Genomic DNA, 13,105 nt, shown 5'->3' on the forward strand with positions numbered 1-13,105 from the left:
CCATGAACGGCACCTCGACCGTACTGATCGTCGTCGGGCTCTTCCTCGTCGGCGGAATCATCTCCTTCGTCAAGCAGAAGATGCCGAAGAGCCTCATCGTGCTGCTGTCGGTCGGCGCCGCGATGTGTCTCCTGGCCGGCGTCATGCGCCTGGGGGTGTGGAGTTGAGCACCCCGAAGAAGGTCGTGGTCTTCGACTACGGCTTCGGCAACGTCCGCTCCGCCGAGCGCGCCCTCGCCCGCGTGGGAGCCGACGTCGAGATCACCCGCGACTACGACCGGGCCATGAACGCCGACGGCCTGCTGGTGCCGGGCGTCGGCGCCTTCGCCGCCTGTATGCAGGGCCTGCGCGGGGCGCGTGGCGACTGGATCATCGGCCGCCGGCTGGCCGGCGGACGCCCGGTGATGGGCATCTGCGTCGGCATGCAGATCCTCTTCGCCCGCGGTATCGAGCACGGTGTCGAGACCGAGGGCCTCGACGAGTGGCCCGGCACGGTCGGACCGCTCCAGGCCGACGTCGTGCCCCACATGGGCTGGAACACCGTCGAGGCACCGGCCGGCTCCGAGCTGTTCGCCGGACTGGACACGGACGCGCGCTTCTACTTCGTGCACTCCTACGCCGTCCATGACTGGATCATGGAGGCGCTCAGCTCAAGGCTGCACGCCCCGAAGGTGACCTGGTCGACGCACGGCAAGCCGTTCGTGGCGGCCGTCGAGAACGGGGCCCTGTGGGGCACGCAGTTCCACCCCGAGAAGTCCGGCGACGCCGGAGCGCAGCTGCTCACCAACTGGATCGGAACCCTGTAGACCATGGCCAAGCTCGAACTCCTCCCCGCCGTCGACGTCCGTGACGGCCAGGCCGTCCGCCTCGTCCACGGCGAGTCCGGCACGGAGACCTCCTACGGCTCCCCGCTGGAGGCCGCCCTCGCCTGGCAGCGGGCGGGCGCCGAGTGGCTGCACCTGGTCGACCTGGACGCCGCTTTCGGCACCGGCGACAACCGCGCGCTGATCGCCGAGGTGGCCCAGGCCATGGACATCAAGGTGGAGCTGTCCGGCGGCATCCGCGACGACGACACCCTGGCCGCCGCCCTGGCCACCGGCTGCACACGCGTGAACCTCGGCACGGCCGCCCTGGAGACCCCGGAGTGGGTCGCCAGGGTGATCGCCGAACACGGCGACAAGATCGCGGTCGGCCTGGACGTGCGCGGCACGACGCTGCGCGGCCGCGGCTGGACCCGCGACGGCGGCGACCTCTACGAGACACTGGAGCGCCTGAACAAGGAGGGCTGCGCGCGGTACGTCGTCACCGACATCGCCAAGGACGGCACGCTCCAGGGCCCCAACCTGGAGCTGCTGAAGAACGTGTGCGCCGCCACCGACCGCCCGGTGGTGGCCTCCGGCGGTGTCTCCTCGCTGGACGACCTGCGGGCCATCGCCGGCCTCGTCCCCCTCGGTGTCGAAGGCGCGATCGTCGGGAAGGCCCTGTACGCGAAGGCGTTCACCCTGGAAGAGGCCTTGGAGGCCACGTCGTGAAAAGGGACACGGTGTCATGACGTCCGAAGCCGTACGGCGCGTACAGAGCGGAAGTCCTTGGGAAGAGTCCTTCGGGTTCGCACGTGCCGTCGCGGCGGGCGACCGCGTGCTGGTCGCGGGCACGACCTCCTTCAGAGGCCGGGTGCTGTACGGGGAGGGCGACCCGTACGAACAGGCGAAGGTGGCGTTCACCAGCGCGCTCGAGGCGATCGCCGAGTTCGGGCTCGGGCCCGAGTCGGTGCTCCGGACCCGGATGTACCTGACCCATCCGCGGGACGTCGACGAGGTGGGCCGGGCCCACAAGGAGGTCTTCGACGCCGTGCGGCCGGCCGCGACCCTGCTGATCGTGGAGGGTTTCGTCGACCCGCGCATCCTCGTCGAAGTGGAACTGGAAGCCTTCCGAGGCTAGAAGCAGCAAGAGGAGCCGTGGATTCATGACCCTGGCGGTCCGAGTCATCCCCTGCCTGGACGTGGACAACGGCCGGGTCGTCAAGGGTGTCAACTTCCAGAACCTGCGCGACGCGGGCGACCCCGTCGAGATGGCCAAGGTGTACGACGCCGAAGGCGCCGACGAGCTGACCTTCCTGGACATCACCGCGTCCTCGGGCAACCGTGAGACGACGTACGACGTGGTGCGGCGTACCGCCGAGCAGGTCTTCATCCCGCTGACGGTCGGCGGCGGTGTCCGCACGGCCGAGGACGTGGACAGGCTGCTCCGGGCGGGCGCGGACAAGGTGGGCGTCAACACGGCCGCGATCGCCCGCCCGGACCTGATCAGGGAGATCGCCGAGCGTTTCGGACGGCAGGTGCTGGTGCTGTCGGTCGACGCGCGCCGCACCGAGTCCGGTTCGTTCGAGGTGACCACCCACGGCGGTCGCCAGGGCACCGGCATCGACGCCGTCGAGTGGGCGCACCGGGCCACCGAGCTGGGCGCGGGCGAGATCCTGCTCAACTCGATGGACGCGGACGGCACCAAGGACGGCTACGACCTGGAGATGATCGCTGCCGTCCGCAAGCACGTGACCGTCCCCGTGATCGCCTCCGGCGGCGCCGGCAAGGCCGCCCACTTCCCGCCGGCCATCTCCGCGGGCGCGGACGCGGTGCTCGCCGCCTCCGTCTTCCACTTCGGAGACCTGCGCATCGGCGAGGTCAAGGCGACCCTGCGGGACGCCGGTCACCCGGTGCGGTGACGCCGCCCCTGGCTCGAGCCCCGGGCGCCCTTTCCGAAAAGGGGGCCGGGGCCTCCTTGCACCCTGTCGTCTCGGGGCCGCCGCGCACGGTGTCCTCGGGTCGGACCGCCGCCGAGCGGGTGGGGCGGGTGCCGAGCCGGCCCCCACCGAAGGGACGCTCAGATGCCGAGCTCCTTGGCCTCCTGCACCTTCGCGACCGCCTCCTTGTCGCCCTCCAGCTCCACGTCCGCCACCCGCTGCCGCCCGAACGCGAACATCAGCAGTTCCGAGGGCTCGCCGGTCACCGTCACGACGGGTGTGCCCCGGTGCGCGACCGCCGTCTGTCCGTCCGGGCGGCGCAGCACCAGGCCCGTGGGCGCCTTGCGGCCGGTCAGCCGGGCCGTGCGCTCCAGACGCGACCACAGGGCGTCCTGGAAGACGGGGTCGAGCTCGCGCGGCGTCCAGTCGGGCTGGGCGCGGCGGACGTCCTCCGTGTGGACGTAGAACTCCACCGTGTTCGCCGCCTCGTCGAGCTGCTTGAGCTGGAAGGGCGAGAACCGCGGCGGCCCGGTGCGGATCAGCTGGATCAGCTCCTCGTAGGGCTTCGCGGCGTACTCCTGCATCACCTTGTCCAGCCGTGGCGCGAGCTGCTTGACCAGCACGCCGCCGGCGGCATCGGGGCGGCGCTCGCGCACCACCACGTGCGCGGCCAGATCCCGGGTGTTCCAGCCCTCGCACAGCGTGGGCGCGTCCGGGCCCGTGGCCTCCAACAGATCGGCGAGCAGAAGCCGTTCACGCTTCGCATGGGTCGACATGCAGTCAGCGTACGACCGGCAGGCCGGTCCGCCCACCGGACGGTGACCGGTGATGACGCCGGGGCGCGGCACAATGGTCGGCATGACCAGCACGCCTGACCCCAGCAGGCCCAGCGGCCTGGACCCCGAGATCGCCGCGCGCCTCAAGCGCAGTGCCGACGGCCTGCTGCCCGCGATCGCCCAGCAGTACGACACCGGGGAGGTGCTGATGCTCGGCTGGATGGACGACGAGGCGCTGCACCGCACGCTGACCACCGGGCGCTGCACCTACTGGTCGCGCAGCCGCCGGGAGTACTGGGTCAAGGGCGACACCTCGGGCCATGTCCAGCACGTCAAGTCGGTCGCCCTGGACTGCGACGCGGACACCCTGCTGGTCAAGGTCGACCAGGTGGGCGCCGCCTGCCACACCGGCGACCGCACGTGCTTCGACGCCGATGTGCTGCTCGGGGACGCCGTGGCCGGCGCCGCCTCCGCGGATCAGTAGGGTCAGCCGCCATGGACCTCGAGACCTTCCGCAAGCTGGCCACCGACCGCCGGGTCATCCCGGTCACGCGCAAGCTCCTCGCCGACGGCGACACCCCGGTCGCGCTCTACCGCAAACTCGCCGGGGAGCGCCCCGGCACCTTCCTGCTGGAGTCGGCGGAGAACGGCCGCTCCTGGTCCCGCTACTCCTTCGTCGGCGTCCGCAGCGCCGCCACCCTCACCGAGAGGGAGGGCGAGGCCCACTGGCTCGGCACCCCGCCGGTCGGTGTCCCGGCCGACGGCGACCCGCTGGCCGCCCTCCGGGCCACCATCGAGGCCCTCCACACGCCCCACCAGGACGGTCTGCCGCCGTTCACCGGCGGCATGGTCGGCTATCTGGGCTACGACATCGTGCGCCGGCTGGAGAAGGTCGGCCCCGGAGAGCGGGACGAGCTGCGGCTGCCCGAGCTGACGATGCTCCTGACCAGCGACCTCGCAGTCATGGACCACTGGGAGGGCTCCGTCCTGCTGATCGCCAACGCGATCAACCACAACGACCTCGACACGGGCGTCGACGAGGCCTACGCGGACGCCGTGGCCCGCCTCGACGCGATGGAGACCGACCTCTCCCGCGCGGTCCCGCAGCCGGCCGCAGCCCTTCCGCCCTCCGAACTGCCGGAGTACACCGCCCGGTGGGGCGGCGAGGACTTCCGGGAGGCCGTCGAGGACATCAAGGAGCGCATCCGTGCCGGCGAGGCCTTCCAGGTCGTCCCGTCCCAGCGCTTCGAAACGCCGTGCACGGCAAGCGCGTTGGACGTCTACCGGGTGCTGCGGGCCACCAACCCGTCGCCGTATATGTACCTGCTGCGCCTCGACGGCTTCGACGTGGTCGGATCCAGCCCCGAGGCACTGGTGAAGGTCGAGGACGGCCGGGCCATGGTCCACCCCATCGCGGGCACCCGGCACCGCGGCGCGACCCCGCAGGAGGACCAGGCGCTCGCCGAGGAGCTGCTGGCCGACCCCAAGGAGCGTGCCGAGCACCTGATGCTCGTCGACCTGGGCCGCAACGACCTGGGGCGGGTCTGCGAGCCCGGCTCGGTCGAGGTCGTCGACTTCATGTCCATCGAGCGGTACTCGCATGTGATGCACATCGTCTCCACCGTGACGGGCCGGGTCGCCGAGGGACGCACCGCCTTCGACGTCCTGACCGCCTGCTTCCCGGCGGGCACGCTCTCCGGCGCGCCCAAGCCGCGCGCGATGCAGATCATCGACGAACTGGAGCCCTCGCGGCGGGGGCTGTACGGCGGCTGCGTCGGCTACCTCGACTTCGCGGGCGACTCCGACACCGCCATCGCCATCCGCACGGCGCTGCTGCGGGACGGCACGGCGTACGTCCAGGCGGGCGCGGGCATCGTCGCCGACTCCGACCCGGTCGCCGAGGACGACGAGTGCCGCAACAAGGCGGCGGCCGTACTGCGGGCGATCCACACGGCCAACCGGCTGGGGCGATGATCCGGCCCTGTCGGGCCGGTTCCGGCGTCTCGGTGAGCCGGTTGCCGGGGGATCGGTGAGCTCGTTCCGGCGGACGGGAGAGGCGGGATGCGGGCGGGCTGATCATCCGATAAGGGGGCCCGGGTGACGGTTCGCCCGGGGTTCAGGCGATAGTGGAGTACGTGACTCCCGTACCTCACCCTCGATCCGAGGCCGCCGCACCCGTCCGGTCCGGCCGCCGCAGCCTCGCGCTCGCCCTGCTGTGCGGGGCGCTCGGCGCGGCCGTCGCGCTGCTCGCCTCCCGGCAGGGCTGGTCGGCGGGGACCGTGACGGTGGCCGGCGGGGACTTCCCGCTGACCGCCAAGGGCAGCGAGGTCACGGGCGTGCCCGCGGCGCTCGCCATAGTGGGCCTCGCCGCACTCGTCGCCGTCTTCGCCGTCGGCAGGGCGGGGCGTCTCCTCGTCTCCGGGCTGCTCGCGCTCTCCGGCGCCGGCATCGTCGCCGCGGCGCTCCTCGGCGCCACGGACGGCTCGGCGCTCGACGAGAAGGCGGCCCAGGCGGCCGGCGACACCTCCGCGACCGCCTTCGCGCTCACACACACCGTGTGGCCGTACGTGGCGGCGGCCGGCGGTGCGCTCCTCCTCCTCGCCGGACTCCTCGCCCTGCGCTACGGCCGGCTGTGGCCCGCGATGTCCGGCCGCTACGAGCGGGACGGCACCCCCCGGCCGCGCAAGGCGAAACCCCTCGACCCCGACCGTCCGGAAGACCTCTGGAAGGCGCTCGACCGGGGCGAGGACCCGACGGGGGCCTGACCGCGCACCGTCCGCCCCGCCGGGCACACCGAAGGGGACCCCGGCTCCCACGGGGAGCGACCCCGCGCTCACCTCGCACGCGCGGGTACGGGACAATGGGCGCCGAGCGTCCGGCTCACACACGCACGTACCAGCCAACAAGGAGCAAGTCATGGCGGGCAGCAGCCACGGTCACACCCCGGCCGCCTGGACCGGTGTCATCATCGCCTTCATCGGTTTCTGCGTCTCGGGCGCCTTCACCGTGATGGCCCAGCCGGTCGGCTTCTGGGCGGGCATGGTGATCGCCGCCCTCGGTGGCGTCGTGGGCGGCATCATGCGCCAGATGGGTCTCGGCCAGCCGAAGACGCCGGAGCACTCGGCGCACCAGCCCGCGAGCGTGAGCGCGAAGAGCTGAACCCTGCGACGCCGTACCAGAGGCGGCCCCGGGCGAGCGAGCGCGGCGGCCGCCTTTCGCGTTCCCAGGTACGGCCTCCCGCTTCCCGGGTACGGCCTCCCGCTTCCCGGGTACGGCCTCCCCCTTCCCGGGTACGGCCTCCCCCTTCCCGCGCTGGGCCTCCCGCGCGCCGCGGGAGCGGGGCGGGCAGAATGCGGGGAGTGAACGCCGACTCGCCCACCGCAGTGCCGCCCGACGCGCGCGCCGGGGTCCCCGCCCTGCTCCGACGGAGCGCCGTCCCCGCCGGGGTCCTCGCGGGCGTCGTCGGCGCCTTCGCGTACGTCGGGGCCGTGGACCCCAACGAACCCGGCCACTACCCGGTCTGTCCGCTGTTGCGCTACACGGGCGTGTACTGCCCCGGCTGCGGCGGACTGCGCAGCGCGCACGCCTTCGTGCACGGGGACTTCCTGGCGGCGCTCCAGGACAACGCGCTCGCCGTCGCGGGCTATCTGGGCTTCGCCGTCGTGTGGGCCCTGTGGGCCCTGCACGCGGTGCGGGGACGGCGCCTGCGCTTCGACCCCGGCCCTCTTCCGCTGTGGGCCCTCGGCGCCCTGCTGCTGGTCTTCACGGTTGTCCGCAATCTGCCCTTCGGTGGCTGGCTGCATCCTTGACCGGCGGGCGAACGTCCAGGTAGTGGGACCGGCGTCAACCGGATGCGAGGTCTACGCCTTCCTCCGGATACCATCGCAGTGACCATTGGTTCCGCCCGCGGGGCGATCCCGATGGACCGAGCCTGGAAGCGACAGAGCTTCTTCAATCCTCAACCGTCAGGAAGGGGGCCGCTCGCGTGAGTGTGCTCGACGAGATCATCGACGGAGTCCGTGCCGACCTCGCGGAGCGGCAGGCGCGCGTCAGCCTCGACGAGCTCAAGGAGCGCGCGGCGAAGGCGCGCCCCGCCAAGGACGGCGTAGCGGCTCTGCGGGGCGACGGCGTCAAGGTGATCTGCGAGGTCAAGCGGTCCAGCCCGTCCAAGGGCGCGCTCGCGGCCATCGCCGACCCGGCGAGCCTCGCGGCGGACTACGAGGCGGGCGGCGCGGCCGTCATCTCCGTCCTGACCGAACAGCGCCGTTTCGGCGGCTCGCTGCCCGACCTGGAGGCCGTGCGGGCCCGGGTCGACATCCCGGTGCTTCGCAAGGACTTCATCGTCACCTCGTACCAGCTCTGGGAGGCCCGGGCCTACGGCGCCGACCTCGCCCTGCTGATCGTCGCCGCCCTCGACCAGCCCGCCCTGGAGTCCCTCATCGAGCGCGCCGAGTCCATCGGCCTCACCCCGCTCGTCGAGGTGCACGACGAGGAAGAGGCCGAGCGGGCGGTGGACGCCGGCGCGAAGGTCATCGGCGTCAACGCGCGCAACCTGAAGACCCTGGAGGTCGACCGCACGACGTTCGAGCGGATCGCCCCCGAGATCCCCGAGAGGATCGTGAAGGTCGCCGAGTCCGGGGTCCGGGGACCGCACGACCTGATCGCTTACGCCAACGAGGGCGCCAACGCGGTACTCGTGGGCGAGTCCCTGGTGACCGGGCGCGACCCCAAGACGGCGGTCGCCGACCTGGTGGCGGCGGGCGCCCACCCGGCGCTGCGGCACGGGCGGGACTGACGTGACGCCGGGACCGGCCCCGTGGCCCCCACTGGCCGGTGGGCACTCGGACGGCCCCGGCCCGGTAGGGTTGGCCTCGATGATGCTTTCGATCACCATGGCGACCAGGGATCCCTATGCCCGTCTCGCCCGTGGGTGCCGGCCGCGTGGCTGCCGGGCGCCCGCGCGGCGGGTGCACGGGCGACGGGTGCGGTACGTCATCGGTGACGAGCCGGGGCAAGTGAACGGGATGCGATGGCGCCGCCCGCGTGCGCGTCACCTGCGGTGAGCTGAACGGGCTCCGCCTCCCGGCAGGGAAGCGGCAGAGCCGCGGTCATCGGACCGCAGCCACCTGTGGACCGGCGCGCGCACGCGACCGGACGTGACTCCCGTTCCGACCGACCCAGGGCTTCATCGCCCCTGTGAGGTATCCGCATGCCCAGCGAGTTCTTCATTCCCGACCCCGAGGGTCAGATCCCCAGCGCCGAGGGGTACTTCGGCGCGTTCGGCGGCAAGTTCATCCCGGAGGCCCTCGTCGCCGCCGTGGACGAGGTGGCCGTCGAGTACGACAAGGCCAAGGCCGACCCCGAGTTCGCCCGCGAACTCGACGAACTGCTCGTCCACTACACCGGCCGGCCCAGCGCCCTCACCGAGGTGCCGCGGTTCGCCGAACACGCCGGTGGCGCCCGGGTGTTCCTCAAGCGCGAGGACCTCAACCACACCGGCTCCCACAAGATCAACAACGTGCTCGGTCAGGCCCTCCTGACCAAGAGGATGGGCAAGACCCGCGTCATCGCGGAGACCGGCGCCGGCCAGCACGGCGTCGCCACCGCCACGGCCTGCGCCCTGTTCGGCCTCGACTGCACCATCTACATGGGTGAGATCGACACCCGGCGGCAGGCCCTCAACGTCGCCCGTATGCGGATGCTCGGCGCCGAGGTCATCGCCGTGAAGTCCGGCTCCCGCACCCTCAAGGACGCCATCAACGAGGCGTTCCGCGACTGGGTCGCCAACGTCGACGACACCCACTACCTCTTCGGCACCGTGGCCGGACCCCACCCGTTCCCTGCCATGGTGCGGGACTTCCACCGTGTGATCGGCGTCGAGGCGCGGCGGCAGCTCCTCGAGCGCGCCGGGCGGCTGCCCGACGCCGCCGTCGCCTGTGTCGGCGGCGGCTCGAACGCCATCGGGCTCTTCCACGCCTTCATCCCCGACACCTCCGTCCGCCTCATCGGCTGCGAGCCCGCCGGCCACGGCGTCGAGACCGGCGAGCACGCCGCCACCCTCACCGCCGGCGAACCCGGCATCCTGCACGGCTCCCGGTCCTACGTCCTCCAGGACGACGAGGGCCAGATCACCGAGCCGTACTCGATCTCCGCGGGCCTCGACTACCCGGGCATCGGCCCCGAGCACGCCTACCTCAAGGACAGCGGCCGCGGCGAGTACCGGGCCATCACCGACGACGCGGCGATGCAGGCCCTGCGCCTGCTGTCCCGCACCGAGGGCATCATCCCGGCCATCGAGAGCGCCCACGCCCTCGCCGGTGCCCTGGAGGTCGGCAGGGAGCTGGGCGAGGACGGGCTGATCGTCGTCAACCTGTCCGGGCGCGGCGACAAGGACATGGACACGGCCGCCCGGTACTTCGGTCTGTACGACACCGACGCGTCCGTCGCCGCGGACGCCGACAGCGAGGCCGCGGAGATCGAGGGGGACGCCAAGTGAGCGGGAACATCCAACTGCTGTCCGACACCCTCGCCGCCGCGAAGGCCGAGGGCCGCTCCGCGCTCATCGCCTACCTGCCGGCCGGCTTCCCGACCGTCGACTGCGGCATCGCCGCGATCAAGGCGGTCCTGGACGGCGGCGCCGACGTCGTCGAGGTGGGCCTGCCGCACAGCGACCCGGTCCTCGACGGTCCCGTCATCCAGACCGCCGACGACATCGCCCTGCGTGGCGGCGTCAGGATCGCCGACGTCATGCGCACGGTCCGCGAGGCCCACGAGGCCACCGGCAAGCCGGTGCTCGTGATGACGTACTGGAATCCCATCGACCGCTACGGGGTGGAGCGCTTCACCGCCGAGCTGGCCGAGGCGGGCGGCGCCGGCTGCATCCTGCCCGACCTGCCCGTGCAGGAGTCGGCGCTGTGGCGTGAGCATGCCGAGAAGCAGGGCCTCGCCACGGTCTTCGTGGTCGCGCCCAGCAGCAGGGACGAGCGGCTCGCCGAGATCACCGCGGCGGGCTCCGGCTTCGTCTACGCGGCCTCCCTCATGGGTGTCACCGGCACCCGTGAGACGGTCGGCGCGCAGGCCCAGGACCTGGTCCGGCGCACCCGGGCCACCACCGAGCTGCCCGTCTGCGTCGGCCTCGGCGTCTCCAACGCCACGCAGGCCGCCGAGGTGGCCGGCTTCGCCGACGGAGTGATCGTCGGCTCGGCGTTCGTGAAGCGGATCCTGGACGCCGGGGACGAGGCGGGGGCCCTGGAGGCCGTACGGGCGCTGGCGGGCGAGCTCGCCGCGGGGGTGCGCGGCACCGCGTGACACCCCGCGGAACTCACCCGGCAGGGTGAATTGCGTGCATGCTGCACCACTTCTCGCTCGAACGGGTGGACCTGGGACCGGGGAGGCGCGCTGCGCCTCCCCGGTTCGTTCTGCCGGATGTGAGCGAGAAGAACCGTGACGGAAAGCGCACCGCCCGTGAGCGGCTTGCGGTCGAGCGACAGAAGCAGAGGGCCGCGGACAGGCGCCGCCGGGCGCTGATCGTGGGCGCCTCGGTCGTCTGCGTCCTGGGCCTGGCGACGGTGGTGGGCCTCCTGGCGGCGAACGCCGGGAAGAGCGGCAAGAGCGGCGCCGCCGGTCCCGCCGTGGCGCCCTCGGGGGCGACGGGCAAGGACAGCCTTGCGATTCCGGTGGGCCGGGACTCCGCGAAGTCCACCCTCACGGTGTGGGAGGACTTCCGCTGCCCGGCCTGCCAGTCCTTCGAGACCGCCTACCGTCCGACGCTCCACCAACTGGCCGACGCCGGAAAGCTCAAGGTCGAGTACCACCTGGTCACGCTCATCGACGGGAACACGGGCGGCACCGGCTCCCACCGCGCGGCCAACGCGGCGGCGTGCGCCCAGGACGCCGGCAAGTTCCGGGACTACCACGACGTGCTGTACGACAACCAGCCGAGCGAGACCCAGGACTCCTTCTCCGACAACGCGAAACTGATCGAGCTGGCGGGCAAGGTGCCCGGTCTCGACACCCCCGCCTTCCAGAAGTGCGTGAAGGACGGCACGCACGACAGCTGGGTGGCGAAGTCGAACGAGGCGTTCCAGAGCGGCGGCTTCCGGGGCACCCCGACCGTGCTCCTCGACGGCAAGAACCTCTACGACGACCGCACGATGACCCCCGCCAAGCTGAAGCAGATGGTGGAGGCGGCGAACAAATCGTGAGCAAGACCCCGCCCGGCACGCCCCGGCCCCGCCACGCCGAGGACGCCGTACGTTGTCGCCGTACGTTATGGACCCGTAGCCGGGTGGGTTGCCCCGCTGCGTGTCCGGCACGGTAGCGTCGTTCCTGCCATGGAACTTGCCTACATCCCCAGCCCGTCGCGCGGAGTGCTGTACCTCGGCCCCGTTCCGCTGCGCGGCTACGCGTTCTGCATCATCATCGGCGTCTTCGTGGCCGTGTGGCTCGCCAACAGACGCTGGGTCGCCCGGGGCGGCAGGCCGGGCACGGTGGCCGACATCGCGGTATGGGCGGTGCCGTTCGGCCTCGTCGGCGGACGGCTGTACCACGTGATCACGGACTACGAGCTGTACTTCAGCGACGGCCGTGACTGGGTGGACGCGTTCAAGGTCTGGCAGGGTGGTCTCGGCATCTGGGGCGCGATCGCGCTCGGGGCGCTCGGCGCGTGGATCGGGTGCCGGCGCCGTGGCATCACGCTCCCCGCGTACGCCGACGCCGTCGCGCCCGGTATCGCCTTCGCGCAGGCGATCGGCCGCTGGGGCAACTGGTTCAACCAGGAGTTGTACGGCCGGCCGACGGACCTGCCCTGGGCGCTGCACATCACCTCCTCGGCGGGCGGCCGGGTGCCCGGCTACTACCACCCCACATTCCTGTACGAGTCGCTGTGGTGCGTCGGGGTCGGGCTCCTGGTGATCTGGGCTGACCGCCGCTTCCGGCTGGGGCACGGGCGGGCCTTCGCGCTGTACGTGGCCGCGTACTGCGTGGGCCGCGGCTGGATCGAGTACATGCGGGTCGACGACGCACACCACATCCTGGGCCTGCGGCTCAACGACTGGACCGCGATGCTGGTGTTCCTGTGCGCCGTCGCCTACTTCGTGGTCTCGTCGCGGCTGCGGCCGGGCCGGGAGGAGATCGTCGAACGGGGCGCCGCCGGCGGGCCCGAGGAGGACGGCGGTTCCGCGGACCTGGAGAAGAAGCCGGAGCCGGCCGACGAGAAGGCGGAGCCGGCCGACGAGAAGGCGGAGCCGGCCGACGAGAAGGCGGAGCCGGTCGAGGAGAAGGCGGAGCCGGTCGAGGATAAGGCGGGGCCGGCCGAGGATACGGCGGTGGCTCAGGAGGAGGCCCGGACGCCGGCGGCATCCGCGGCGGCAGAGGCTTCCGGGGCCCCGGGCACCCCGGAGGACCCGAAGACTCCGGCTCCGGCGGACAAGGCCCGGTCGGCCAAGAACAGCTGAACAAGGTCTCCATCCGTCGGGGCGCCGTATCAGCTGATACGGCGCCCCGACGGCGTGTGGGGCAGGCTCTCAGCGCCTGCGGCGGGCCCAGGACACCGGTGGGTGCGCCAACCACAACAACCCCCAGTGGAGGAA

The 13,105-nt window shown here is 72.2% G+C and carries 16 protein-coding genes; 15 read left to right on the plus strand and 1 reads right to left on the minus strand.

The annotated features are described in order from the left end of the window. Nucleotides 1-2 precede the first annotated feature (2 nt). The 5 genes from ABZ823_RS12115 to hisF are packed head-to-tail and all read left to right on the plus strand — an operon-like array spanning nucleotide 3 to nucleotide 2,721. Nucleotides 3-167 carry a hypothetical protein gene (locus ABZ823_RS12115; protein ID WP_361657483.1) on the plus strand — a complete coding sequence of 55 codons (165 nt, stop codon included), beginning with the start codon at nucleotides 3-5 and terminating at the stop codon, nucleotides 165-167. Then, nucleotides 158-805, plus strand: coding sequence for an imidazole glycerol phosphate synthase subunit HisH (hisH, locus tag ABZ823_RS12120; RefSeq protein WP_361657486.1), 648 nt, complete (start codon nucleotides 158-160; stop codon nucleotides 803-805). The genes ABZ823_RS12115 and hisH overlap by 10 nt, the downstream gene beginning before the upstream one ends. A gap of 3 nt (nucleotides 806-808) precedes the next feature. Next, entirely contained in the window at nucleotides 809-1,531 is a 723-nt protein-coding gene (gene priA, locus ABZ823_RS12125; protein WP_361657489.1) for a bifunctional 1-(5-phosphoribosyl)-5-((5-phosphoribosylamino)methylideneamino)imidazole-4-carboxamide isomerase/phosphoribosylanthranilate isomerase PriA, read from the plus strand. A 16-nt stretch (nucleotides 1,532-1,547) separates the two neighbouring features. After that, nucleotides 1,548-1,940 (plus strand): RidA family protein, encoded by a 393-nt coding sequence (locus tag ABZ823_RS12130; protein WP_361657491.1) that lies wholly within the window; start codon nucleotides 1,548-1,550, stop codon nucleotides 1,938-1,940. Between the two features lie 25 nt (nucleotides 1,941-1,965). Next, nucleotides 1,966-2,721 (plus strand): imidazole glycerol phosphate synthase subunit HisF, encoded by a 756-nt coding sequence (gene hisF / locus ABZ823_RS12135; protein ID WP_361657494.1) that lies wholly within the window; start codon nucleotides 1,966-1,968, stop codon nucleotides 2,719-2,721. Nucleotides 2,722-2,879: 158 nt separating this feature from the next. On the opposite strand, the gene ABZ823_RS12140 is transcribed toward hisF, so the two are convergent. Then, nucleotides 2,880-3,515, minus strand: a complete 636-nt coding sequence (locus ABZ823_RS12140) for a TIGR03085 family metal-binding protein (RefSeq protein WP_361657497.1) — start codon at nucleotides 3,513-3,515, stop codon at nucleotides 2,880-2,882. A gap of 82 nt (nucleotides 3,516-3,597) precedes the next feature. Here ABZ823_RS12140 and hisI point away from each other — a divergent pair, with 82 nt between their 5' ends. From hisI to lgt, 10 genes are all read left to right on the plus strand, one after another. Continuing rightward, nucleotides 3,598-3,999: a phosphoribosyl-AMP cyclohydrolase gene (hisI, locus tag ABZ823_RS12145; protein WP_361657500.1), complete on the plus strand. Its 402-nt coding sequence runs from the start codon at nucleotides 3,598-3,600 to the stop codon at nucleotides 3,997-3,999. 11 nt (nucleotides 4,000-4,010) lie between these two features. Beyond that, complete coding sequence (locus ABZ823_RS12150) at nucleotides 4,011-5,489, plus strand: anthranilate synthase component I (RefSeq protein WP_361657503.1); 1,479 nt, start codon at nucleotides 4,011-4,013, stop codon at nucleotides 5,487-5,489. Nucleotides 5,490-5,641: 152 nt separating this feature from the next. Then, nucleotides 5,642-6,280, plus strand: a complete 639-nt coding sequence (locus ABZ823_RS12155; RefSeq protein WP_361657505.1) for a TIGR02234 family membrane protein — start codon at nucleotides 5,642-5,644, stop codon at nucleotides 6,278-6,280. Nucleotides 6,281-6,431: 151 nt separating this feature from the next. Continuing rightward, nucleotides 6,432-6,674 carry an HGxxPAAW family protein gene (locus tag ABZ823_RS12160; protein ID WP_361657508.1) on the plus strand — a complete coding sequence of 81 codons (243 nt, stop codon included), beginning with the start codon at nucleotides 6,432-6,434 and terminating at the stop codon, nucleotides 6,672-6,674. A 191-nt stretch (nucleotides 6,675-6,865) separates the two neighbouring features. Then, complete coding sequence (locus tag ABZ823_RS12165) at nucleotides 6,866-7,324, plus strand: DUF2752 domain-containing protein (protein ID WP_361657511.1); 459 nt, start codon at nucleotides 6,866-6,868, stop codon at nucleotides 7,322-7,324. Nucleotides 7,325-7,500: 176 nt separating this feature from the next. Continuing rightward, on the plus strand, nucleotides 7,501-8,310 hold the full coding sequence (trpC, locus tag ABZ823_RS12170) for an indole-3-glycerol phosphate synthase TrpC (RefSeq protein ID WP_361657514.1): 810 nt from the start codon (nucleotides 7,501-7,503) through the stop codon (nucleotides 8,308-8,310). 414 nt (nucleotides 8,311-8,724) lie between these two features. Continuing rightward, complete coding sequence (trpB, locus tag ABZ823_RS12175) at nucleotides 8,725-10,011, plus strand: tryptophan synthase subunit beta (protein ID WP_361657517.1); 1,287 nt, start codon at nucleotides 8,725-8,727, stop codon at nucleotides 10,009-10,011. Further along, a complete protein-coding gene (gene trpA, locus ABZ823_RS12180) occupies nucleotides 10,008-10,823 on the plus strand; it encodes a tryptophan synthase subunit alpha (protein ID WP_361657519.1) in 816 nt (271 codons plus the stop codon). Before trpB ends, trpA begins: the two co-directional genes overlap by 4 nt. A 119-nt stretch (nucleotides 10,824-10,942) precedes the next feature. Next, nucleotides 10,943-11,719: a thioredoxin domain-containing protein gene (locus ABZ823_RS12185; RefSeq protein WP_361657549.1), complete on the plus strand. Its 777-nt coding sequence runs from the start codon at nucleotides 10,943-10,945 to the stop codon at nucleotides 11,717-11,719. A 129-nt stretch (nucleotides 11,720-11,848) separates the two neighbouring features. Continuing rightward, nucleotides 11,849-12,970: a prolipoprotein diacylglyceryl transferase gene (gene lgt, locus ABZ823_RS12190; protein WP_361657521.1), complete on the plus strand. Its 1,122-nt coding sequence runs from the start codon at nucleotides 11,849-11,851 to the stop codon at nucleotides 12,968-12,970. Nucleotides 12,971-13,105 lie beyond the last annotated feature (135 nt).

The organism is Streptomyces sp. NPDC047079 (genome assembly GCF_040643755.1).
Lineage (GTDB): Bacteria > Actinomycetota > Actinomycetes > Streptomycetales > Streptomycetaceae > Streptomyces.

What these genes read in the sequence shown, in the direction of transcription:
- ABZ823_RS12140 (WP_361657497.1), bottom strand. Translation starts at nt 3,515, where the DNA reads ATGTCGACCCATGCGAAGCGTGAACGGCTTCTGCTCGCCGATCTGTTG.
- hisI (WP_361657500.1), top strand. Translation starts at nt 3,598, where the DNA reads ATGACCAGCACGCCTGACCCCAGCAGGCCCAGCGGCCTGGACCCCGAG.
- ABZ823_RS12165 (WP_361657511.1), top strand. Translation starts at nt 6,866, where the DNA reads ATGCGGGGAGTGAACGCCGACTCGCCCACCGCAGTGCCGCCCGACGCG.
- ABZ823_RS12160 (WP_361657508.1), top strand. Translation starts at nt 6,432, where the DNA reads ATGGCGGGCAGCAGCCACGGTCACACCCCGGCCGCCTGGACCGGTGTC.
- ABZ823_RS12115 (WP_361657483.1), top strand. Translation starts at nt 3, where the DNA reads ATGAACGGCACCTCGACCGTACTGATCGTCGTCGGGCTCTTCCTCGTC.
- ABZ823_RS12150 (WP_361657503.1), top strand. Translation starts at nt 4,011, where the DNA reads ATGGACCTCGAGACCTTCCGCAAGCTGGCCACCGACCGCCGGGTCATC.
- ABZ823_RS12130 (WP_361657491.1), top strand. Translation starts at nt 1,548, where the DNA reads ATGACGTCCGAAGCCGTACGGCGCGTACAGAGCGGAAGTCCTTGGGAA.
- hisF (WP_361657494.1), top strand. Translation starts at nt 1,966, where the DNA reads ATGACCCTGGCGGTCCGAGTCATCCCCTGCCTGGACGTGGACAACGGC.
- priA (WP_361657489.1), top strand. Translation starts at nt 809, where the DNA reads ATGGCCAAGCTCGAACTCCTCCCCGCCGTCGACGTCCGTGACGGCCAG.
- lgt (WP_361657521.1), top strand. Translation starts at nt 11,849, where the DNA reads ATGGAACTTGCCTACATCCCCAGCCCGTCGCGCGGAGTGCTGTACCTC.
- trpB (WP_361657517.1), top strand. Translation starts at nt 8,725, where the DNA reads ATGCCCAGCGAGTTCTTCATTCCCGACCCCGAGGGTCAGATCCCCAGC.